At 62.3% G+C, this 21557-nt stretch carries 21 protein-coding genes; 1 reads left to right on the top strand and 20 read right to left on the bottom strand.

The window, feature by feature from the left end; genetic code table 11:
• Positions 1–4: 4 nt before the first annotated feature.
• The 8 genes from FB597_RS09200 to FB597_RS09235 form a co-directional block, all read right to left on the bottom strand.
• The gene (locus FB597_RS09200) at positions 5–1480 is read right to left on the bottom strand and encodes an aminotransferase class I/II-fold pyridoxal phosphate-dependent enzyme (protein WP_304599190.1); all 1476 of its coding nucleotides are present in this window, start codon (positions 1478–1480) and stop codon (positions 5–7) included.
• A complete protein-coding gene (locus FB597_RS09205; RefSeq protein WP_144769360.1) occupies positions 1477–2103 on the bottom strand; it encodes an acetyltransferase in 627 nt (208 codons plus the stop codon). Before FB597_RS09205 ends, FB597_RS09200 begins: the two co-directional genes overlap by 4 nt.
• Positions 2093–3244 carry a UDP-N-acetylglucosamine 2-epimerase gene (neuC, locus tag FB597_RS09210; RefSeq protein ID WP_144769362.1) on the bottom strand — a complete coding sequence of 384 codons (1152 nt, stop codon included), beginning with the start codon at positions 3242–3244 and terminating at the stop codon, positions 2093–2095. Before neuC ends, FB597_RS09205 begins: the two co-directional genes overlap by 11 nt.
• Positions 3226–4257, bottom strand: coding sequence for an N-acetylneuraminate synthase (gene neuB, locus FB597_RS09215; protein WP_144769364.1), 1032 nt, complete (start codon positions 4255–4257; stop codon positions 3226–3228). The genes neuC and neuB overlap by 19 nt, the downstream gene beginning before the upstream one ends.
• Positions 4258–4482: 225 nt before the next feature.
• Positions 4483–5754: a lipid IV(A) 3-deoxy-D-manno-octulosonic acid transferase gene (waaA, locus tag FB597_RS09220; RefSeq protein ID WP_144769366.1), complete on the bottom strand. Its 1272-nt coding sequence runs from the start codon at positions 5752–5754 to the stop codon at positions 4483–4485.
• Positions 5755–5757: 3 nt separating this feature from the next.
• Entirely contained in the window at positions 5758–6627 is an 870-nt protein-coding gene (locus tag FB597_RS09225) for a Kdo hydroxylase family protein (RefSeq protein WP_144769368.1), read from the bottom strand.
• Between the two features lie 155 nt (positions 6628–6782).
• On the bottom strand, positions 6783–7763 hold the full coding sequence (gene waaC / locus FB597_RS09230; RefSeq protein ID WP_144769370.1) for a lipopolysaccharide heptosyltransferase I: 981 nt from the start codon (positions 7761–7763) through the stop codon (positions 6783–6785).
• 46 nt (positions 7764–7809) lie between these two features.
• Entirely contained in the window at positions 7810–9186 is a 1377-nt protein-coding gene (locus tag FB597_RS09235) for a phosphomannomutase/phosphoglucomutase (RefSeq protein ID WP_144769372.1), read from the bottom strand.
• Between the two features lie 264 nt (positions 9187–9450).
• Here FB597_RS09235 and FB597_RS09240 point away from each other — a divergent pair, with 264 nt between their 5' ends.
• The gene (locus FB597_RS09240; RefSeq protein ID WP_144769481.1) at positions 9451–10266 is read left to right on the top strand and encodes a symmetrical bis(5'-nucleosyl)-tetraphosphatase; all 816 of its coding nucleotides are present in this window, start codon (positions 9451–9453) and stop codon (positions 10264–10266) included.
• Here the strand turns inward: FB597_RS09240 and FB597_RS09245 are convergent.
• From FB597_RS09245 to FB597_RS09300, 12 genes are all read right to left on the bottom strand, one after another.
• Positions 10196–10996, bottom strand: coding sequence for a 1-acyl-sn-glycerol-3-phosphate acyltransferase (locus tag FB597_RS09245; protein ID WP_144769374.1), 801 nt, complete (start codon positions 10994–10996; stop codon positions 10196–10198). The genes FB597_RS09240 and FB597_RS09245 overlap by 71 nt on opposite strands.
• A 41-nt stretch (positions 10997–11037) precedes the next feature.
• On the bottom strand, positions 11038–12324 hold the full coding sequence (locus tag FB597_RS09250; protein ID WP_144769376.1) for a dihydroorotase: 1287 nt from the start codon (positions 12322–12324) through the stop codon (positions 11038–11040).
• A gap of 73 nt (positions 12325–12397) precedes the next feature.
• Positions 12398–13357, bottom strand: coding sequence for an aspartate carbamoyltransferase catalytic subunit (locus FB597_RS09255; protein WP_144769378.1), 960 nt, complete (start codon positions 13355–13357; stop codon positions 12398–12400).
• A complete protein-coding gene (gene pyrR, locus FB597_RS09260) occupies positions 13350–13871 on the bottom strand; it encodes a bifunctional pyr operon transcriptional regulator/uracil phosphoribosyltransferase PyrR (RefSeq protein ID WP_141914559.1) in 522 nt (173 codons plus the stop codon). The genes FB597_RS09255 and pyrR overlap by 8 nt, the downstream gene beginning before the upstream one ends.
• Complete coding sequence (gene ruvX, locus FB597_RS09265; protein ID WP_050467300.1) at positions 13868–14254, bottom strand: Holliday junction resolvase RuvX; 387 nt, start codon at positions 14252–14254, stop codon at positions 13868–13870. The genes pyrR and ruvX overlap by 4 nt, the downstream gene beginning before the upstream one ends.
• Positions 14255–14270: 16 nt before the next feature.
• On the bottom strand, positions 14271–15056 hold the full coding sequence (locus FB597_RS09270; RefSeq protein WP_141914560.1) for a YqgE/AlgH family protein: 786 nt from the start codon (positions 15054–15056) through the stop codon (positions 14271–14273).
• Between the two features lie 78 nt (positions 15057–15134).
• A complete protein-coding gene (locus tag FB597_RS09275) occupies positions 15135–16553 on the bottom strand; it encodes an amidohydrolase family protein (protein ID WP_144769380.1) in 1419 nt (472 codons plus the stop codon).
• A gap of 150 nt (positions 16554–16703) precedes the next feature.
• Complete coding sequence (locus tag FB597_RS09280; protein ID WP_186442760.1) at positions 16704–17507, bottom strand: ABC transporter permease; 804 nt, start codon at positions 17505–17507, stop codon at positions 16704–16706.
• On the bottom strand, positions 17491–18348 hold the full coding sequence (locus FB597_RS09285) for an ABC transporter ATP-binding protein (RefSeq protein WP_144769483.1): 858 nt from the start codon (positions 18346–18348) through the stop codon (positions 17491–17493). The genes FB597_RS09280 and FB597_RS09285 overlap by 17 nt, the downstream gene beginning before the upstream one ends.
• A 31-nt stretch (positions 18349–18379) precedes the next feature.
• Complete coding sequence (locus FB597_RS09290) at positions 18380–19405, bottom strand: aromatic ring-hydroxylating dioxygenase subunit alpha (RefSeq protein ID WP_144769382.1); 1026 nt, start codon at positions 19403–19405, stop codon at positions 18380–18382.
• A gap of 97 nt (positions 19406–19502) precedes the next feature.
• Complete coding sequence (locus FB597_RS09295) at positions 19503–20492, bottom strand: isopenicillin N synthase family oxygenase (RefSeq protein WP_144769384.1); 990 nt, start codon at positions 20490–20492, stop codon at positions 19503–19505.
• A gap of 56 nt (positions 20493–20548) precedes the next feature.
• The gene (locus FB597_RS09300; protein WP_144769386.1) at positions 20549–21553 is read right to left on the bottom strand and encodes an ABC transporter substrate-binding protein; all 1005 of its coding nucleotides are present in this window, start codon (positions 21551–21553) and stop codon (positions 20549–20551) included.
• Positions 21554–21557: the final 4 nt, after the last annotated feature.

Genomic DNA, 21557 nt, shown 5'->3' on the forward strand with positions numbered 1-21557 from the left:
CCAATTAGCGGAGAATTTTACGAATAGTACTGACGATGCGGTCTATTTGTCCTTCAGTCATGTTCGAGCCAGAAGGCAGGCACACACCTTGCTGAAAAAGCCTGTCGGATACAGATTCACTCCCGTCATTGAAATACGCACAATGAGAAAACACAGGCTGCAAATGCATCGGTTTCCAGATGGGCCGGGCCTCAATCAATTCATCAGCCAAGCGCTTAATCAAGTCGGTGCTACTGAGCCCAACAGCCGGATCAATCGTGCACGCTGTAAGCCAGTGTGTGGAATAACTCCATTCCGGTTCTGGCATCCATTGGATCTCGGGCATGTCCGAAAATGCCGCGCGGTAAGCATCGTAGATCTTACGCCGCGACTTGACTCGTTCTTCAAGCACCCTTAACTGGCCTCGCCCAACACCTGCCAGGATGTTACTCATACGATAGTTGTAGCCAATTTCCGAGTGCTGGTAATGCAACGCGGAATCACGTGCCTGGGTGGCTAAAAAACGGGCTTTATCGATAAGTGCTTTATCGTCGGAAAGAAGCATACCGCCGCCGGAAGTCGTAATGATCTTGTTACCGTTGAACGAGTAGACACCGAGCCGGCCAAAGGTGCCGCTGGCCCGCCCCTTGTAGTAGGCCCCCAGCGACTCGGCAGCGTCCTCCACAATGGGCACGTGATAGGCATTACAAATATCCAGCAAGCTATCCATATCGGCGCTCTGGCCATACAAATTAACCACCACCACGGCCTTGGGCATCCATCCTTCCTTACGAGCCGCCTCGAATGCGCGCTGCAATGCGACAGGCGACATATTCCAGCTAATGTCATCGGAATCGATGAAGACCGGTTCTGCTCCCTCGTAAGCAATAGGATTGGCGCTGGCCGCAAAAGTCAGCGATGAGCAAAACACCCTATCACCGCGACTCACTCCGACCAAACGCAACGCCAGATGGATAGCTGCGGTTCCCGACGATAGGGCCGCTGCGTGCTTGACGCCGACGAAGTCGGACAATTCGCGTTCGAATGCGTCGACGTTGGGCCCGAGCGGCGCAATCCAATTAGTACGGAAAGCCTCTTCGACGAATTCCAATTCAGCATTACCCATGTGAGGAGTAGACAACAATATCTGCTCGTCAATATCTTTCCGATCCAGTATATCCACCACGCGCCGGGCCGAATCGATAACAGGCAGATGATTGATTGCATGCTGGTTCATGAGATTGAGAGCCTCTCTCTTGGTTGCCGCTTCGTAAATCACGAATGACTCAATCTGACTGAGAGAACCCAGAGTATCATCCAAACTCATGCCTGCAAGAATCAAGCGCCTCAAATCTCCGTCGGTAACGGTGCGCTCAAAAGCCTCAGTCTCACTAACCAGCAACAGCATGCCGGCACCTGTACTGTCTAGGATGGACAAGGCTTCGCGTAGAGTCGTGCTACGACGAACCGTCACGTTCTTGATTTGCTTGATAACCATCATTTCTCTTTCTTGTTTGCGGGGACGCCAACCCAAATCTCACCGGCCCCGACATTTCTAGTAACGACTGCCCCAGCACCTATCATTGCATTGTCGGCTATATTCACGCCTGGCAAGACATTCGCCCCCGCCCCCACGAGAACACGCTTGCCAACCTGTACCTGCCCACCTAACGTAGCGTTCGGTGCAATATGAGAAAAGTCCCCGACAATACAATCATGATCAATCACAGCGCCATGATTGACGATGACACTGCGTCCAATCTCGACACAGGGCCCGACGATCGATCCTGCCGCCAAAAAAGTTCCTCCACCTATTTGGGAAAATCTCGACAAAAGCGCTGCAGGATGAATTACTGTATGTGGAGTGGCGCCCAACGACATCGTTTTTTCCCAAAACATCTCCCGTACATTCGCTCTGCCAATGGCTAGGTGAACGAAAGCACCGAGCATGTCGATATCCAACGCCGGCACCTTCACAACATGCCCCAGCACCACCTGTCCTTCCATGCGAGAGTCGTCATCACGGATTACGATACGATACTTCGCCTCCCCCGCGATGATCGCATCCAGAACGACCTTGGCATGCCCCCCCGCTCCAATGATGAAAACTGAATCAGTAAGCATTGGTTTTCATCAGTACGGTGTTGTCCAGTGGAATATTTTGAAGCAATGCAACGATGCGCCGTGCAGCTTGGCCATCGCCGTAGATGTTGGTACGCGGATAGCGGCCGGCCTGCATTGCCCGATCGATCGCATCACCGATAGCCTGTAAGTTCAAGTCAACGTCACGTACGTTTTTGTTGCGCTCACGCAAGTTCTGGCGACTACCGATGTTGACCACTGGTATCCCGAACGAAGCAGCCTCAATAATTCCTGCACTAGAGTTACCGATCATCACATCCGCCTCAGCCATCATCGCAGCAAAACGCGCCCGCCCCATATGCGTCAATAAATGAACCAGTGCATGGGACGCACGACTTTCCAGACGAGTCCGGATTGCATCGCTTCCTGCGTCAGAATTAGGTCTCAACGCAACAACCTGAATACCGCGAGATATCAGCAGATCTAGGATTTCGGCGACCTCCTTGCCATCACAATCCGATTCCTGCACCACTGGATGATAAACAAACAAGGCCAGTGGCCGCGCTGGGTCAAAACCAAATATGGCGCACAATGCACCACGCGACTCTTGGGCAAGTTCTACGATGCCATCAATTCCCGGAGCACCAATAACGTAGACATTCGATGCCGATTCCCCCATCCGTATCAGCCTCGCGCGGGCGTCCGCTGTCGCCGTAAAATGAAAATGGGACAATTTAGAAATCGCATGGCGCACAGGCTCATCGATTGTTCCCGACCGTTCTCCGCCATGAATATGCACCACTGGAATGTTTAAGTGGATCGCAGCCAGCGCACCGGCCAGCATTTCACCTCGATCCCCCAACAGCAACACAACGTCTGGGCGCTGCTCAGCCAAGACTCCAGCGAAACCAGCGACCATAGTTCCTATATTGCGCGCCATGTTCACGCCGGATGCTTCTTCCATGTCAACCTGGACGCGCGCAATGATCGCCAGACCGGCTTCTTCGATATCTGTAATGGTGTGACCATACTTACTGTTCAGGTGCATACCTGTCACAATCACATTCAGATCTAATCCTTCGGCATCTCGGATAGCTGTCAGCGTGGAACGCATCAGGCCGAAATCGGCGCGAGTGCCTGAAATGTAGCAAATCTTGCGCACTGTCACATCAAGTTTTCCCATTGCAAAGTGGTACCCGGCGCAATATCTCGCACGGCGACACGCCCGACCACCGCATCAAGGTAGACTGGTGCGATACCTGTACCCGGACGCAGCAATGCGAGATCTTCTCGCTGAATCACGCTACCCGCTCCGATGCAGCGAGTTGAGGTGACGCTCCTGCGCACAAGCTTGCGCACCGGCAATTCGGAATCGGTCGGTTGCTTGATCGTAGATCCGAGTGCGGCCTCGACGTCGCGGATCTGACGTACTAATTGAGTCAATTCATCCGGAGTCAGAGAGGCTTTGTGATCTGGCCCGGACATGTTTTTGTCGAGCGTAAAATGCTTTTCGATGACGACCGCCCCCAATGCCACAGCAGCTGTCGACACCGCTATTCCCAACGTATGATCGGAATAACCCACAGGCAAGCCCGTAGCGTCAGCGATGGTCTGCATCGCCCGCAGATTCACGTCATCGCATTGCGCTGGATAATTGGACGTACAGTGCAAAATCGTCAGCACCTGTGCCAGAGGCTCGTCATAACCTTGGCGCGTACGCTCATCGGCAATAATCGCGATGGCAACTTGGATTTCATCTAGCGATGCCATTCCGGTCGACAATACTAAAGGCAAGCCTTTTCCTGCCAAGAATGTCAGAAACGGCAAGTTGGTGATTTCGCCCGAGGGAATCTTGATACGCCGCATACCGAGGCCGAGCAAGAAATCCGTAGCCTCCTCATCGAAGGGCGTCGACATGAACTCAATACCCAGCACTGAACACCGTTCAACCAGCTTTTGGTGTAGCAACGGCGACATCTCCAACGCCTTCAACATGGAGTACTGATCCCCATTCCCTGTCGCTTGTTTTTGGTACTCCGCCTTTTCCGCGCCGGGCGTCACCAGATTATCCGCCGAAAAAGTCTGAAATTTCACGGCATCTGCACCGCAAGCGGCTGCGGTTTCCACCAACTTAACCGCTAGAGTTTCATCACCATTGTGGTTAACACCGGCTTCCGCTATCACGAACACGCCCATAAATTCCTCTGTAGCATTACATCAAACGTTGCATTTCTTCCGTAACCCATCCGGGTTGTGAGGATATGACTGAATTGTATCGGAAAGAACTCATGTACTAATGTTGCCTGCACCTGAAATGGTGCAAGAGATTTTCGTCAAAAAATTGCTGTCATAAAAAATAAATGCTAGAAAAATAAGATAAATGACGACGTTCCGCAAAAATTAGCAACACATCTCGAATTCTTATTTGAGTATGCTCTCGAACAGCTCCATCGTCTGCCCAGTCGCACCTTGGTGAAACCGAGCAAAATCAAGGGCATTGCTCGACATGGAACGTGGCTGATTACCCTTGTCGAAGAAGAGTTGGCCAACGACATGCAGTAAGCTAGTGGCATCCCGCACACGCAAGGCTGCGCCAACATGCACCGCTTCTTCAGTAATCACCTGAAAATTAAAGGTATACGGCCCTACCAATACGGGCTTGGCCAGTGCCAGTGCCTCAATCAGATTCTGCCCGCCCAGCGGCAGCAAGCTGCCACCGATAAAGGCAACATCGCAGGCTGCATAGTAAGCGAACATCTCTCCCATCGAATCGCCCAGCACCACATCCGCACCCTGTACATCAAACGCCTCGCCCATGATGGAGCGCCGCCGCATGGACAAGCCATGCGCCTCGATCATCGCCGCCACTTCATCGAAGCGCTGCGGATGGCGCGGCACGATTACCGTCAGCCAGTCCGCCTTGCCCAGCCCGGCGAGCGCATCGAGGATCAGTTGCTCCTCGCCCTCGCGTGTGCTGGCGCACAGCAGCACCTTGCGTTCGCCAATCGCCTTCTTCCACGCCAAGCCTCGCTCGACCACGTCGGCCGGGGGCTGCACATCGAACTTCAAGCTGCCGGTGACTTCGACATGGCGCGCGCCGAATGCACGCAGCCGCTGCGCATCGGCCTCAGACTGCGCGCCGACGCAAGCGATGGCTTCCGCCGCCGGCCGCAGCAGCGCGGCGAAACGCTGGCCACGTCGCAAGGAACGTTCGGACAAGCGCGCGTTGGCCAGCATGACCGGTACGCCATGGTTCCGGCATTGTGCGATCAGGCTGGGCCAGACTTCGGTTTCCATCAGCACGCAAGCAGCCGGCCTGAAATGACGCAGGAAACGCGCGCACATCCAGCCGGTGTCGTAAGGCAGGAAGCTTTGCACCACGCGCGCGCCATGCTTGCCGAATAGCTGGGCGCCGGTGGCGCGGCCGGTGGCGGTCATGCAGGTGAGGAGAATGGCGTGCTGCGGATAGTCGCGTAGCAGGGCGTCGATCAGCGGCTCGGCCGCGCGCGTCTCGCCCACCGACACGGCGTGAACCCAGATGAAGCGCGGCACCGGCTCAGGCAGGCGCGGGTAGAAACCCAGGCGCTCGCTCACATGCTGCCGGTACCCCGGCTCCTTGCGCCCACGCCGCCACAGGCGCAGCAGCACCAGCGGCATGGCGAACCACCATAATGCGGAGTAAAGCAGGCGCATGCGTCAGACCAGCGGGTGGCCGACCAGGCGCGTCAGGATCGCCAGCGGACTGGATTGCGGATCGTATTGTTTTTCCGGCGGCAAGTGCAGTGTCTGCTCCAGCATGTACTGGCCGGACATGACCGCGTGCGAGGCCTGGTCGGAGAAACACACCCACACCGAACCGGCCGCGAAAGGCATGGTGACCTGCTCGGCATCTTGCTGGTATTGCAGGTCGCCCTTCATGCCGTCATGCAGTTGCAGCATCAGGTGATCGTATTCGCTGCGAAAGGACTTGGTGATGTGCAGCGCCTTGAGCAGGCTGGCCTGCCAGCGCACGTAAGGCTTGGCGCGCGGCAGGAAGCGCCGCGCCACGGTTTCGAAAGGCTCGCCCACACGCCACACGCGCGGCGCGCCATCCGGGTTGACATTGGTAAATACACGCAAGATGCGCTCGCCGTAATTGGGGCGCGACGGAAAGGCATCGACGTGCATGCGGCGGTCGTCGGCGCGCCAGGACTGGCTACGCGTCTCCACCTGCATCGGGCGGTAGCTGGTGGGTGCCACGCGCAAGGCCTCGCGGTACTTGGGCAAGAGCGTATGCACCAGCGACAGGGCCTGTTCACGGAAGCGCCCGACCATCGCCGCCAGCGCCAGTTGCTGCTCGGCATCGCCAGACGCGCCCTTCAGGTGCCCGCGCGCATCCAGGCTGATGTTGCGGGCCTTGGGATCGCGCACGGCAGGAGTGAGCAGATCGAGTTCGGACGCCAGCAATTCGAAGGCCAGGTGCGGAAAATACAGTACCTTGCCGGCTTCGAGCGCGGCGATCCATTGGTCGTTGGGGGTGTCGACTTGCCACTTGGCCAAGTCGATCTCGATGATTTGCGATTCCATCCCGACATTATGCCCGCAAGCATCTCCGCCGTGTATCCGTCCGGCCGTGTAAAAAGCAGTGAAAACGCCCGCCACAGGCGGACAGGCTGGCCAAGACGGCGGTTTGAAGCGGGACTTTGACGTGCCTCAACGCATGCGCGCGATGCACTTTCCAGTTACCGGGAAAGCAATTTTTCCACGGCGTCGAGCACCGCTTCACCCCTTGGCGGGGTACCGGTGTCGCCCAGGTTGATGATATTGGACGACCAGTTGCCCTCGGTCTTCCAGCGCGGCGAGTCGCAATAAAGCTCGACGGTCGGCTTGCAATAGGCGGCAGCGATATGGGTCAGGCCGGTGTCCAGGCCGACCACCAGGCGCGCCTGCTGCACCAGGCTGGCCGCTTCCATCAGCGGCAGCGCCGGCAGTACCTGGGCGCCGGGAATCTGCGCGGCAAGCACCTGGGCGGCTTGCTGCTCTTTCTTGCTGCCCCAGGGCAGCAGCACCGGCAAGCCGCGCGCGGCCAAGGCCTGCCCCAGCTTGACCCACTCGGCCTGCGGCCACTGCTTGGCCGCGCGCGCGGTGCCGTGGAAGAACACCGCGTACGGCTGCTCCGGCATCCAGGGGAAACGCTGCTGAGTGGGGGCTTGCAGCGCGAAGTCGGCGGCATCGTCCAGCGTATAGCCGAGCGCATCCGCCGCCACCAGGCGCGCCCGCATTACCGCATGCGTATGCAGTCCAACCTTGATGCTTTGATCATGAAAGATGCGCGAGATAGGCTCATAACCGGAACCCTCGGTGGCATTGGCCAGCCCGACGCGCCTGCCGCCCGGCGCCAGGCGCGCCATGCGCATCACGACACTGGTCTTGAGCAGGCCCTGGGTATCGAACACAACGTCGTATTGGTCTGCGCGCAAGGCGTGCCAGAAGGCGGAAATCTCGGCGCGCGTGGCCGCCGAGAACAGCGTCTTGCGCCAGCGCCGCAGCGCGATGGGAATGATATGGCGGACGTGGGGATTGAGGCGAACCAGGCTGGTATAGCCCTCTTCCACCACCCAGTCGATCTGGGCGCCGGGGAAATGGCGGCGGATGTCGGCCACCATCGGCATGTTATGGACGACGTCTCCCAGCGAGGAAACGCGTACGATCAGGATCTTCAAGGCTGGCCCACGGTTACGTTGTTCTGTGGGCCAGCATCTTACCTCATCAAAACGGCAATGCCACGTCCGGACGCGCGGCCAGGATCACCTTGCGGAACTCGCCCTGGATGCGTTCCAGCGCCTCCGGCGTCTCGGCCTCGAAGCGCAGCACCACCACCGGCGTGGTATTGGACGAGCGCGCCAGGCCGAAACCATCGGCATATTCCACGCGCAGGCCGTCGATAGTGATGATGTCCTGCGCACCGTCGAACTTGGCCTCGCTTTGCAGCTTGCCGATCAGCGCGAAGTTCTCGCCTTCCTGCAACTTCAGCTGCAACTCGGGCGTGCTGACCGATTGCGGCAGCGAATTGAGCAACGCCGACGGATCGACCTCGCGCGCCAACAACTCCAGCATGCGCACGCCGGCGTACAGGCCGTCGTCGAAACCGAACCAGCGATCCTTGAAGAAGATATGGCCGCTCATCTCGCCGCCCAGCGGGGCGCCGGTCTCGCGCAGCTTGGCCTTGACCAGCGAATGGCCGGTCTTCCACATCAACGGCTTGCCGCCGCGCGCCGAAATCCACGGCGCCAGATGGCGGGTGCACTTCACGTCGTACAGGATCTCCTTGCCCGGGTTGCGGGTCAGCACATCGGCGGCGAACAGCATCAGCTGGCGGTCGGGGTAAATGATCTGGCCATCCTTGGTCACCAGGCCCAGGCGGTCGCCATCGCCGTCGAAAGCCAGGCCCAGCTCGTTGTCGGTCTCCCGCAGGCAGCGGATCAGGTCCTGCAGGTTTTCCGGATGGGCTGGATCGGGATGATGGTTGGGGAAGGTACCGTCGACTTCGCAGAACAGCTCGGTCACTTCGCAGCCCAACGCGCGGTAAATCTCGCCGGCGAAGGCCCCTGCCACGCCGTTGCCGCAATCCACCGCGATCTTCAGCGGACGCGCCAGCTTGACATCGCTGATCATGCGCTTGATGTAGGCATCCTTGATGTCATGCGTCGAATAGGTGCCGGCGCCCTGCGGAAACTCGCCCTTGACGATGGCGTGGTACAGCGCCTGGATGGTCTCGCCGTGGATGGCTTCGCCGGCCAGCACCATCTTGAAACCGTTGTAGTCCGGCGGGTTGTGGCTGCCGGTGACCATGATGCCCGATTGCGTATCCAGGACATTGGTTCCGAAATAGACCATGGGAGTGGCGACCATGCCCAGGTCGATCACGTCAACACCAACCGATTGCAGGCCCTTGGCCAGCTCAGCCGCCAGCTCGGGGCCGGAGAGGCGGCCATCGCGGCCGATCACGACCTTCTTTTGTCCTTTGGCCAGGGCGGCAGCGCCGAAGGCTTGGCCGATTTGGTATGCGACCTTACCGTCCAGGGTTTTGTCTATGATGCCGCGGATGTCGTAGGCTTTGAAAATCGATGGCGATAACGAAGTCACGGTACTTTCCTCAAAGGTTGAATAGCTGAAATTCCTTCAGCGTGGATTTGCGATTTTGTCATGATTCCCTACAAATCAAGGCCGATACCCTAGTATGAACCGCATACTGCGATGCAACACGGCTCATGAGAGTCCATTGCCGTAAAATGGTTGCGAGCGATGTTTGATGAAAACAATTTTCAATTAGAAATATTATTCCCTCGTTTCCAGCCGCTATCACTGCCACCTCCTCTGGAATCAATCCATCCGCCTTCTATGCAGAGCCTGAGCAACTACGTAATCGGCGACCTACAAGGTTGCTCCGAGCAATTCCACACACTGTTGGCAACCATTCCTCAGGCTGCCAACTCCGGATTGATCCTCGCCGGCGACCTAATCAACCGCGGCCCCCAATCCCTGCAAACCCTGCGCACCGTCATGGCCATGGGCGATCGTGCCCAGGCCGTGCTGGGCAACCATGACCTGCACCTGCTGGCAGTGTCCCAAGGCATCCGCCCGCTGCACAAGGACGACACCCTGCACGACATCCTCGACGCGCCCGACCGCGAGGAGATGATCGACTGGCTGCGCCATCGCCCGCTGGCGATCCATGAGCAGGGCCACCTGATCGTCCATGCCGGCGTGCTCCCACAATGGGACTTGCAACAAGCCCTCGTCTTGGCCGGCGAAGTGGAGGCCATGCTGCAGAGCGACCAATGGGTGGACTTCCTCACGCACATGTACGGCAACCAGCCGGCGCGCTGGAGCGACGACCTGGCCGGCTACGACCGCCTGCGCTGCATCATCAATGCCTTCACGCGGGTGCGTTTCTGCCAGGCCGATGGCACGATGGATTTTTCAGTGAAGGAAGGGGCCGATTCGGCGCCGGAGGGGCTGGTGCCGTGGTTCGAGGTACCGGGTCGGCGCACCGAGGATGTGACCGTGGTGTTCGGTCACTGGTCGACGCTGGGGCTGATGCTGCGTCCCAACCTGATCGCGCTGGATACCGGCTGCGTCTGGGGCGGCAAGCTTACCGCGGTACGGCTTGAGGATCGGGCGCTGTTCCAGGTGCAATGTCCGCAGGCGCAGAAGCCGGGATGAGATCTTCCACCGCGTAGCCCAGGCCGGCGGCGATGGCGGCGTGCGAAACGCGCGCCAGGTCGCGCCGGTGCGCGCCTTCGGTCGGGATGATGGGGAGCTGCTTCAGCTCGGCCGTCATGCCGCGCGATTTCAGGATGGCCAGGATACTCTCCACGATGCTCATGTCGCCGATGAAGTCGGCGGCCGGGTGCAACTTGCCTTCGCGATCCACGTAACGCAGCGCATACGGCTGCACCGGCGCCCTGGCGTCGATCGCCGCCTCGAACAGGTTGGCGTGGAACGGCAGCAGCGTGCCTTGCGGCGCCGTCGTGCCTTCCGGGAAGAAGGCCACGCGCTCGCCCTTTTCGATGCTTTCCACCAGTCCCTTGAAGATGCGGCGCACGTCGCTGGCCTTGCCGCGCGAGATGAAGATGGTGCCGGTCTTGGCGCACAGCCAGCCGATCAGCGGCCAGCCGCGGATATCCGACTTGGCCACGAAACGGCAAGGCTGCAGCGAATTGACCACGAAGATGTCCAGCCAGCTGATATGGTTAGATACCAGCAGCGCACGCGGGATCGGCTGCGGGCTGTCGATCTTCACGACGATGCCGCAGATGCGCAGCAGCTTGCGCGACCAGCGGCGGATGTGCGCCTCCTGCCCCTTGGCCGAGGTGAAGGGGAACAGGATGGCGCAGATCGCCATGCCGAGGAACAAATGCGCAATCAGGCGCAGCAGACGGAAGACGAACATGAAGATCCTGGCTGGCGTGGCTTCGGCGACTGTGGTTGGGATCAGCGCTCGAACGCGATATGGCCGGACACGATGGTGGCCTTGACCACGCCGGGCAGTTCATAGCCGAGGAAAGGCGTGTGCTTGCCCTGGCTGGCCAGCGCCGCGCCTTCCACCTTCCACATCGCATTGGGGTCGAACAGGCACAGGTCGGCCGGGCTGCCCAGCGCCAGGTTGCCGGCTTTCAGGCCAGCCACCTTGGCGGCGCGGTGGGTGACCTTGGCGATCGCCTTGGACAGCACATCCTTGCCCTGCCCGTCTGACTCCAGCGCCCATTTCAGCGACAGCGACAACAGCAGTTCCAAACCGGTGGCACCGGGCGAGGCTTCGCCGAAAGGCAATAGCTTCTCGTCGTCGTCGACCGGGGTATGGTCGGAGCAGACCGCGTCGATGGTGCCGTCCAGCAGCGCCGTGCGGATCGCCTCGCGGTCGCGCTGCGAGCGCAGCGGCGGGGTCAGGCGGGCGTTGGAATCGAAGAAACCGATGTCCAGGTCGCACAGGTGGATGTGGCGCACGCCGACGTCGCAGGTAACCGGCAGGCCTTCGCTCTTGGCCTGGCGCACCAGCTCCAGGCCGGCGGCGGACGACATGCGGCACAGGTGCACGCGCGCGCCGGTGGCGCGCATGAGCTCGAACAACGTGTACAGCGCGATGGTTTCCGACATCACCGGCACGCCGGACAGGCCCAGGCGCGACGCCGCCGGGCCGCTGTGGGCGATGCCGGAGCGCCCCAGGTGCGGGTCTTGCGGACGCAGCCAGACGGTGTAGTTGAAGGTCTTGGCGTATTGCAGCGCGCTCATCAGCACGGTGGTGTCGGTGATCGGCTCTTCGGCTTGCGAGAAGCCGATGCAGCCGGCTTCGGTCAGCTCGGCCATTTCGGTCAATGCCTGGCCCTTGAGGCCGGCGGTCAGCGCGCCCAGCGGGTAGACGTGCGCCTGGTTGAGCGACTTGGCGCGATGTTTCAGCATCTCCACCAGGCCCGGTTCGTCCAGCACCGGATCGGTATCCGGCGGGCACACCAGGCTGGTCACGCCGCCCTGCATCGCGGCTTGCATTTCGGATTCCAGCGTGGCCTTGTATTCGTAGCCCGGCTCGCGCAGGCGCGCCGAGAGGTCGACCAGGCCGGGCGCGACCACCAAACCAGTGGCGTCGAGCGTCTTGTTGGCGGTGAAGTCGGCAGGCGCCTGGCCGATGCCGACGATCTTGCCGGCGGCCACATACACATCCTGTTGCGCATCGATGCCGTTGGCCGGGTCGATCAGCCGGCCGTTCTTGATATGCAGTTTCATCAGTTCAGTATTTTCTTAACGAGGTCGTCCAAAACGTCGCTGTTATTTCGCTTGTGTTGCTGTTTCCGGCAATTCAATTACCCGCCACGATGCTCATCACCGCCATGCGCACCGCGATGCCGAAGGTCACCTGCGGCAGAATCACCGCCTGGGCGCCGTCGGCCACGGCCGAATCGATTTCCACGCCGCGGTTCATCGGGCCCGGGTGCATCACGATCGCGTCCGGCTTGGCCAGTGCCAGGCGCTCGGGCGTGAGGCCGTAGCTCTTGAAGAACTCCTGCGCCGAGGGCAGCAGGGCGCCGCTCATGCGCTCGTTCTGCAGGCGCAGCATGATGATGACGTCGACGTCCTTCAGGCCTTCTTCCATGTTGTGGAACACGCGCACTCCCATCTGCTCCAGGCCGCCGGGCAGCAAGGTGCGCGGGCCGATGGCGCGCACTTCGGGCACGCCCAGCGTGGTCAGCGCGTGGATGTCGGAGCGCGCCACGCGGCTGTGCAGGATGTCGCCCACGATCGCCACGCGCAGGTTGGTGAAATCCTTCTTGTAGTGGCGGATGGTGTACATGTCCAGCAAGCCCTGGGTCGGGTGCGCGTGGCGACCGTCGCCGGCGTTGACCACGTGGACATGCGACTGCTTGGTGTCGATCAGGTGCTTGGCGATCAGGAACGGCGCGCCGGATTGCGCGTGGCGCACCACGAACATGTCGGCGTGCATCGCCGCCAGGTTGTCGATGGTGTCCAGCAGCGACTCGCCCTTGCTGGTGCTCGATGCCTGGATGTTGAGGTTGATCACATCGGCCGACAGGCGCTTGGAGGCGATCTCGAACGTGGTGCGGGTGCGCGTGGAGTTCTCGAAGAACAGGTTGAACACGCTTTTTCCGCGCATCAGCGGCACCTTCTTCACCTCACGGTCGCCGATGCTGACGAAGGACGAGGCGGTGTCGAGGATATGGTTCAGGATCGCTTTGGGCAGACCTGCGATGGTCAGCAGGTGTTGCAGTTCGCCGTTTTTGTTCAGTTGTGGATTAAGCATGGACCACCGTCAGGGAGAATCGGCCATCGTCGGCGCGTTGCAATTGCAGGTTTTCTTGTTTGGACAGCGTGACCGTCCCGGCCAGGAAATCGGCGGCGATCGGCAGCTCGCGCCCGCCGCGGTCGACCAGCGCCGCCAGCAGCACGCGCGCCGGGCGACCATAGTCGAACAGCTCGTTGATCGCCGCGCGCGTGGTGCGCCCGGTATAGAGCACGTCGTCGATCAGCACGATGGTGGCGCCTTCGACATCGAACGGGATCTGGCTGGGCTTGACGTCGGGGCGCAGGCCCTTCTCGGCGAAGTCGTCGCGGTAAAAGGAAACGTCGATGAAACCCAGGCGCTGGCCCAGCTTGAGCTCATCGGCCAGGCGCTCGGCCAGCCAGGCGCCGCCGGAATGGATGCCCACCAGCGCGACATCGGACGCGCCCTGCAAGCCGGCCTTGACCTGCTGCGCCAGCTTCAGGTACAGCGCTTCCGCATCGAGCGCGGAAGGCGTGGAGGTTGTTGTGCTCATGAGTCGGACTCGTCAAAGTATTGCTGCAAAATGATGGCGGCCGCCTGGTCGTCGATCTGCTCGCCGCGCTGCTGCGCGATCACGGCCGACGAGTAGCGCTCATCGACCAGCGCCACCTCGACGCCGAAGCGGCCATGCAATTGGTTGGCGAAACGCCGGCAGCGCACGCTCATCTCGTGCTCGGCGCCGTCCGGATGCAGCGGCAGGCCGACCACGCAGCGGCTGGGCTGCCATTCTGCGATCAATCGGCCGACGGCGGCGAACTTGCCGTCGTTGGTCGGCTCGCTGATCACCGCCAGCGGCTGCGCCTGCTTCAGGCCGGTGTTGCCCACGGCCACGCCGATGCGTTTCAGGCCGAAGTCGAAGGCAAGCAAAGTCTCCAAGCGGCGCGCTCCGAACCTAGGCGCGTCCGGCATCGCCGGACAGCATCACCGGGTCGATGCCCAGCAAGGCCAGCGCGGCGGTGAAACGTTCTTCCACCGGCAGCTCGAAGATGATGGCCGGATCGGCCTTCACCGTCAGCCAGCCGTTGCGGCCGAGTTCGTCTTCCAGCTGGCCGGCGCTCCAGCCCGAGCAACCCAGGCTGACCAGCACCTGCGCCGGGCCGTTGCCCAGCGCCACCGCTTCCAGCACGTCCTTGGAAGTGGTCAGGGCGATGCCGTCGGTCACCTGCAGCGTGGAAGAAAAGGAATCCGGCGCCGAATGCGGCACCGAGTGCAGTACGAAGCCGCGCTCGACCTGCACCGGGCCGCCGAACATCACCGGGCGGCGGTATACCTCGGGCATGGCGTCGGGCGTGTCGGGCTTGATTTCGAGCTTGAGGTTGATGCGATCCAACAGCACGTCCATGGTCATGTCGGTCGGCTTGTTGATGACCACGCCGAGCGCGCCGTTGTGGTTGTGTTCGCACAGGTAGACCACGGTGCCGCCGAAGATCGGGTCCAGCATGGACGGCATGGCGATCAGGAAATGGTTGGTCAGGTCCAGGTCCAGCGGAGCCTTGGCCTCTTCGGCGGCGGCATCGTCGCCGGCCCCGGCTGCCTCGTCCTCGCTTGCCGCGGCTGCAGCTGTGGCCGCGCGGCGGGCCTGGATACGGCCGAAAGGATCGAAACCGCCAAAGGAATCCGCGGATTCGTCGAAATCCTCGGCAGAGAAACTGAAGGGAACGTTACGTCTCTTGATCATCCGTGCATTTTAGCAGTTTTGGCTGCCGCCCCATGTAACCGGGCCGGGCAGCGGCAATAGCAAAACGTCAATGACTGCTCAGCAACTACCCAACAGTTTCCGCACGGCATCGCGCGCCTGGCGTCCCAGCGCCGCCAGTTCGACGCCGGGAATGGCGTCGTCGCGCACCACTTCCCTGCCGGCGACCAGCAGGGACTTGAGCCCGGGCCGGCCGCCCGCAACCACCGGCCCGATGGCCTGGTCGTGCAAGCCGAAGTAGCGCGGATCGTCCAGCCGATAGAGCGCGATATCGGCCTGCTGCCCGATGCGCAAACCGTCCAGTGCGCCCAATCCCAGCACCCTGGCGCCGCCGCTGCTGCCCCAGCGCACCACGTCTTCCACCGTAGCCTCGTCCGCCCCGCCTTCGTAGGCGCCGCCGCGAAAGGCCGGAACCGCCTGCTGGCCGCGCCGCGCGCGCTGCATCAGCCAGGCCGCATGGGTTTCCGAGATCATGTCGGCCGCTTCGTTGGAAGCCGCGCCATCGACCCCGATCGACACCGGCACCCCGGCCGCCTCCAGCGCCCGGATCGGCGCAATGCCGCTGCCCAGCCGGCCGTTGCTCTGCGGGCAATGGGCGATGCCGGTGCCGGTCGCGCCCAGGAGCCGGATCTCCTCCTCGTCCAGCTGCACCAGGTGGGCGAACCACACGTCTTGGCCCAGCCAGCCGATGCGCTCGCAGAACGCCACCGGCGAGCAGCCATGCATGCTGTACGCGCTGTCCTGGTAGCCGACGGTTTCCGACAAATGGCTGTGCAGGCGCAGGCCGAGTGCGCGCCCGGCTTGCGCCATCTCGCGCAATTCCTCGGGAGATGCCGAATACAGCGGCGTGGTCGGCGCCATCACCACACGCCGCAGCGCCGCCGGCGAAGGATCGTGGAAACGCTTGGCCAGCCGCGCCATGTCCTGCAGGAAACCGTCCAGCGTCTCCGGCCGCAGCGCGCTCGGCAGCTCGGCCTCCAGCTGGCGCGTGCGAGTGGCGGTGCCGCGGCACAGGACGAAGCGCAGGCCGAGTTTTTCGGCTTCGTCGAACAGGATCTCCGAGGTGTCGAAAGGCATGCCGGGGTAGTACAGGTAATTATGGTCGGCGATGGTGCCGCAACCCGAGCGCATCAGCTCCACCATGCCGATGCGCGCCGCCAGGCGGAACAGTTCGGCGTCGAATTTCGCGCGGTAGCGGTAAGGCGTGGCCGCCAGCCACGGCGTCAGGCTGGCGTTGATGCCCAGCGGGTCGCCCTTCAACAGCGACTGGAACAGGTGGTGGTGGGTGTTGACCCAGGCCGGGTAGGCCACGCAGTCGGTCGCATCGATGATGCGCTCGCCGGGCTGCGGCGCCAGCTTGCCGATGGCGGCCACCGTGCCGCCATCGATGCGGATATCCGGGCCGGCGTGGCGCGCGGCGGCGCCGGGCGAGCCGGTCATGATGGCTTGCAGGTTGCGGATAAGGATGGATTCACTCATTCAAGACACTCCAGATGGATGCTTCGTCGTCCTGACGAAAGTCAGGATCCAGCGGCGTTGATGCGGTTCGCTTTTACATCGAACGCCGCGCACGACGCTGGGTCCCGGCCTTCGCCGGGACGACGGCGTAAAGTTGTCGCGCAACACGCACTACCCCATTTCGCTCTCATGCCATCCCGCCAGCACGGCGCGCGACAAGGCGCTCATCATCCAGAACAGCAGGATGCCGGTCAGCGTGATCAGGAACAAGGCCGCGAACAGCCGCGGAATATTGAGCTGGAAGCCCGCCTGCAGGATCTGGTAGGCCAGCCCCGAACCGGTGCCGCCGGTGCCGGCCACGAACTCGGCCACCACCGCGCCGATCAGCGCCAAGCCGCTGGAGATGCGCAAGCCGCCGAAGAAGTACGGCAAGGCGCTGGGGATGCGCAGGCGCCTCAGGGTCTGCCAGCGCGTGGCCTTGTTCAGCCTGAACAGGTTGAGCAGGCCGGCGTTGACGCTGCGCAGCCCCAACGTGGTGTTGGAGATGATCGGGAACAGCGCCATGATGGTGGCGCACACGGTCAGCGCCGCCGTGGTGTCCTTGACCCAGATGATGATCAGCGGCGCAATGGCGACGATGGGCGTGACCTGCAGGATGATCGCGTAGGGAAAAAAGCTGATCTCGATGAAGCGGCTCTGCACGAACAGGAAAGCGATCGCCACGCCCAGCAGCACCGCAAACGCGAAGGCCAGGAAAGTGATCTTCAGCGTCACCAGCAGCGACTCCAGCAGCATGCCCCAGTCCGCTGCCAGCGTCCTGGCGATCACCGTCGGCGTCGGCACCAGGTAGGGCGGCACCTCCAGCAGCGTGCACACCAGTTGCCAGGCCAGCAGCAGGCACGCGCCGATGCCCAGCGGCGCGGCCACGCGCCAGAAACCGGGCCGGTTGACCAGGGGGTTAATGTTCGTCGGCATGGCCGCCTCCTTGCTGGTTGGCCAGCGTCAGGTAATCGGAAAGGGTCTTGCAGTACTGCATGAACGGCGCCGAGATGCGGAAGGCCTCGTCGCGCGGTCCGGGCGCGTCGATCGCCACGTCCGCGATCACCCGCCCCGGGCGCGCCGCCATCACGATCACGCGCGAAGACAGGAACACCGCCTCGTAGATGCTGTGGGTGACGAACACCACGGTCAGGTCCTGCCTGCTCCAGATGTCGCGCAGGTCGGCGTCGAGCTTGTTGCGGGTGAATTCGTCGAGCGCGCCGAAGGGCTCGTCCATCAGCAGCAGGTTGGGTTGCGTAGCCAGCGCCCGGGCGATCGAGGCGCGCATCTGCATGCCGCCCGAGAGTTCGCGCGGCAGCACCTGGTGGAATTTCTCCAGCCCAACCAGCTTGAGCGCCTCGCGCACGCGCGGCTCGCTCTGTGCGCGCGGCATGTGGCGCAAGTCCAGCGGCAGGCGCGCATTCTGTTCCACCGTGGCCCAGGGCATCAGCGTGGCCTCCTGGAACACCATGGCCAGGGTATGCCCGGGCGTGCCGACCGTGGCCAGGTTCTTGCCCCACCAACGGATATGCCCGTGCGAAGGCTCTTCCAGCCCGGCGAACATCTTCAGCAAGGTGCTCTTGCCACAGCCGGAAGGCCCGAGCAGCGAGACGAACTCGCCGCGCCGGATATCCAGCCTCACCTCGTCCAGCGCGCGCGTGCCGTTGCGGTAGGTTTTTTCCACCCGCTGCGCCGACAGCACCGGCGCATCTTCGCTGCCGCTCCCCGTGTCGTCCAATGCCGCGGCCTGCGACATCGCGTAATCGTCTCTGTGCATCATTGCTCCCTGCCCGGTCAAGTGGATGGTGTCAGACGTTGCTGCGAAAGACTTCCTGCTCGCCATGCTCCTCCAGCAGCTGCAGCAGCATGCGGCGCATGATCAGGCCGGGACGGTCGGAGGCCATGTGGAATTCCTGGCGCCGCCGCACGTCGACGCAGGCATCCGGATCGGTGGCTTCCAGGATCTCGCGGTCCTCCACCAGGATGGGCGCATCCCAGGCCACCAGCTCGGCCTCCGGGCAATCCTCCTCGGTGTCGTTGCGGTACAACCATTGCGCCAGCATGATGGAACCATCGTCGATCGGCGTGGCGCAGTTGTAGATGATGTGGTGGCGGCCGCTTTCCGGATACTCGCAGCCGAAGCGCCGCACGAACGGCAGGTACCAGCGGTTGAACATGTGGCGCACGGTGGTGTCGGCCTGGCTGCCGGTGACGCGGTAGCTGGCCGGCACGTTCTTGATCGGCACCCGCGTCTCGGCCTCGAAGCCGTAATCGGTCTCGTTGATCTCGTACTTCTCCGGCTTGGGCTGGTCGTACAGGCCGAAGGTGGCGCGGTGCACATAGCTGAAGTGCGAGTTGTCGAAAGAGTTTTCCATCATGCGCAGCGGGCTGGTCTCCCAGCGCTCGTAGAACTGGAAGATGCGGCGGTAGCCGGGGGCGCCGTCCTCGGGAAAGTCGGGAATGTCGCGCAGCGGGTCTTCCAGCGCCACCCACACGTAGCCGTAGCGTTCCTTGCAATGGTAGGACTTGACGCAGGCGCCCGAGGGCACGCTGCCGTCCACGCTTTGCGGCACGCGCACGCAGGCGCCGGCGCCGTTGAAGGTCCAGCCGTGGTAGCCGCAGACGATGTTGCCGTTCTCGACGAAACCCTTGGACAGCCTGGCGGTGCGGTGGCAGCAGCGGTCCTGCAGCGCGGCCGGCGCGCCGTCTTCCTTCAACCAGACGACCAGCTTCTCGCCCAGCAACGTGAACGGCTGCGGGCCGTCCTTGAGCATCGAGATGGGCATCAGCGCGTACCAGAACCTGCGCAAGACTTTTTGTTGGGTAACCAGCATGGTGTTGCTCCTTCCTTGTCGGCCGCGGATGTCATGGTGCCGCGGCGCTCCGGCCGGCGCGCCAATACGGTCGCCTTCGCCGGGTGATGCAAAAAATCTAGTCCTGTACCGCGACGGCGCCGAAGGTTCCGCGCACCTTCATGTCCAGATAGTCGCCGATGGTGCATGGCGCGTAGCGCGCCGGGCGCGCGGACGAACAACAGCTCGGCAGGCAGGCCACGGTGGCTGCCTGGTCGCCGTCCTGGAAGAACGGCAGCGAATAGCGCGGCGCCGAGCCGCCGTTGAGCACGCGGTGCGGATTGCTGTGGTAGAGGTCGTTGCTCCAGCGCTGCAGCAAATCGCCGATGTTGACCACGAAGCTGCCGCGAATCGGCGTGGCGCGCACCCATTGGCCATCGGCATTGCAGATTTCCAGGCCGCCGGTCTCGTCCTGCGCCAGGATGGTGACCAGGCCCCAGTCGGTATGCGCGCCGGCGCCGATCTGGTTGGCTTGCGCGTCCACCGGTTGCGGCGGGTAATGCAGCATGCGCTGGGTGGCGATCGGCGTTTGCAGCACCGGCTCGAAAAAGTCCTCCGGCATCTGCAGCGACAGCGCGATCACCGACAGCAGGCGGTGCGACAGCGCGCGCATGGCGTCGTAATAGCGGCGCGAATGCTGCTCGAATCCCGGCAGCCCGGCCGGCCACAGGTTGTGGCCATAGCGCAGCAGGCCGCGCTGCACATAGGGATGCGCCGGATCGATGTCGAAGCCGAACTGGAAGCCCTCCTTCAGGTCGGCCGGCGCGCCGTCGTCCAGCGCCTGCGCGCCCATGCGCTCGTAGCCGTAGCCCGAGGGCGAATGCCGCATGTCGATGGCCGACTTGCTGGCCTGAGGCAATGCGAAGAAGCGGCGCGCCCAGTCGAACTGGCCGTCGATGAGCGCTTGCGGCACGCCATGGTTGACGATGTAGAAGAAGCCGACATCGCGCGAGATCTTGTGGATTTCCCAGGCGACCGCTTCGCGCTTGGCTTTCTCGGAAGAGAAGGCGTCGGCAAAGTCGATCACCGGAATCGTGCGCGCGGTGCCGGGCGGGGTATAGGGGATCATGGCGTCCTCACGCTGGCAGGGAAACGGGGAGCGGCATCGCCGCCTCCCTTCTCACATCAAGGCATGACCTTCATGTCCTTGACGAACTGGGTGGTGTAGGCCTTGCGGTAGTCGGTGCCGGGCTTGAGCAGGCCGGTGGCGACCATGACTTCATAGGTCTGCTTCCAGCGCTCGTCGGTCATGATGCCGATGCCGTACCTGGCGGCGTCGCCGCCGGTCACCACCTTCAATTCCTTGAGCTTGGCCACCGCATAGGCCAGCTGTTCGTCGCTCATGTTCTTGTTGTCCTGCTTGATCAGCGCATTGGCCGGCGCCGGATCTTCCAGGTAGCTCTTCCAGCCCTCGGCGGTGGCCTTGACGAAGCGCTGCACCAGGTCGGGCCTGGCGGCGACCGTCTTCTGCAGCGTGATGATGGTGGTGCCGTAGGGCGGATAGCCGTCATTGGCGAACAGGAAGAACTTGCTCTTGGCGCCGGCCTTGTCGGCCTGGAACAGTTCCGATGAGGGATAGGCCTGCTGCGCGATGTTGGGGTCGGCGAAGAACGGCTGCAGGTTGAAGGTATAGGCCTTGGACTGCGCGTCGGTGTAGCCGTACTTGGATTTCAGCCATGGCCACCAGCTGGCCTGGCCGGAACCGGCGACCAGGATCGTCTTGTTCTTCAGCCCGCCCAGGCTGCCGACATCGTCATGCGTCATCATGCCCTGCAGGTCGGACTGGAACGAAGTGCCGACCGTCACCAGCGGCAAGCCCTGCTCGACGCCCTTCATCACGGTGAAGTCGTAGCCCATGCTGAAGTCGGCCTGCCCGGCCACCAGGATCTGCATGTTATTGACCTGCGGGCCGCCCATCTTGATGGTGACATCCATGCCGTACTTCTTGTAGATGCCCTTGGCCACGGCCTGGTAAAAGCCGCCGTGCTCGGCCTGCGCGTACCAGTTGGACAGCAGCGTGACCTTGTCTTCGGCATGCGCGCCGGCCGCCATCGCAAACTGCAGCGCCGCCGCTCCCAACAGGGCGCCGGCTGCGCGCAGGGTGCGCATCATGAATGTCCGCGGGTCCATCGCT

The organism is Herbaspirillum sp. SJZ099 (genome assembly GCF_007828355.1).
GTDB lineage: Bacteria > Pseudomonadota > Gammaproteobacteria > Burkholderiales > Burkholderiaceae_D > Herbaspirillum.

What these genes read in the sequence shown, in the direction of transcription:
- FB597_RS09245 (WP_144769374.1), bottom strand. Translation starts at nt 10,996, where the DNA reads ATGTTCGTCTTCCGTCTGCTGCGCCTGATTGCGCATTTGTTCCTCGGC.
- FB597_RS09205 (WP_144769360.1), bottom strand. Translation starts at nt 2,103, where the DNA reads ATGCTTACTGATTCAGTTTTCATCATTGGAGCGGGGGGGCATGCCAAG.
- neuC (WP_144769362.1), bottom strand. Translation starts at nt 3,244, where the DNA reads ATGGGAAAACTTGATGTGACAGTGCGCAAGATTTGCTACATTTCAGGC.
- pyrR (WP_141914559.1), bottom strand. Translation starts at nt 13,871, where the DNA reads ATGAGCACAACAACCTCCACGCCTTCCGCGCTCGATGCGGAAGCGCTG.
- FB597_RS09285 (WP_144769483.1), bottom strand. Translation starts at nt 18,348, where the DNA reads ATGCACAGAGACGATTACGCGATGTCGCAGGCCGCGGCATTGGACGAC.
- waaA (WP_144769366.1), bottom strand. Translation starts at nt 5,754, where the DNA reads ATGCGCCTGCTTTACTCCGCATTATGGTGGTTCGCCATGCCGCTGGTG.
- FB597_RS09255 (WP_144769378.1), bottom strand. Translation starts at nt 13,357, where the DNA reads ATGCTTAATCCACAACTGAACAAAAACGGCGAACTGCAACACCTGCTG.
- FB597_RS09275 (WP_144769380.1), bottom strand. Translation starts at nt 16,553, where the DNA reads ATGAGTGAATCCATCCTTATCCGCAACCTGCAAGCCATCATGACCGGC.
- FB597_RS09280 (WP_186442760.1), bottom strand. Translation starts at nt 17,507, where the DNA reads ATGCCGACGAACATTAACCCCCTGGTCAACCGGCCCGGTTTCTGGCGC.
- neuB (WP_144769364.1), bottom strand. Translation starts at nt 4,257, where the DNA reads ATGGGCGTGTTCGTGATAGCGGAAGCCGGTGTTAACCACAATGGTGAT.
- FB597_RS09295 (WP_144769384.1), bottom strand. Translation starts at nt 20,492, where the DNA reads ATGATCCCCTATACCCCGCCCGGCACCGCGCGCACGATTCCGGTGATC.
- FB597_RS09300 (WP_144769386.1), bottom strand. Translation starts at nt 21,553, where the DNA reads ATGGACCCGCGGACATTCATGATGCGCACCCTGCGCGCAGCCGGCGCC.
- FB597_RS09225 (WP_144769368.1), bottom strand. Translation starts at nt 6,627, where the DNA reads ATGGAATCGCAAATCATCGAGATCGACTTGGCCAAGTGGCAAGTCGAC.
- FB597_RS09270 (WP_141914560.1), bottom strand. Translation starts at nt 15,056, where the DNA reads ATGATCAAGAGACGTAACGTTCCCTTCAGTTTCTCTGCCGAGGATTTC.
- FB597_RS09290 (WP_144769382.1), bottom strand. Translation starts at nt 19,405, where the DNA reads ATGCTGGTTACCCAACAAAAAGTCTTGCGCAGGTTCTGGTACGCGCTG.
- FB597_RS09200 (WP_304599190.1), bottom strand. Translation starts at nt 1,480, where the DNA reads ATGATGGTTATCAAGCAAATCAAGAACGTGACGGTTCGTCGTAGCACG.
- FB597_RS09250 (WP_144769376.1), bottom strand. Translation starts at nt 12,324, where the DNA reads ATGAAACTGCATATCAAGAACGGCCGGCTGATCGACCCGGCCAACGGC.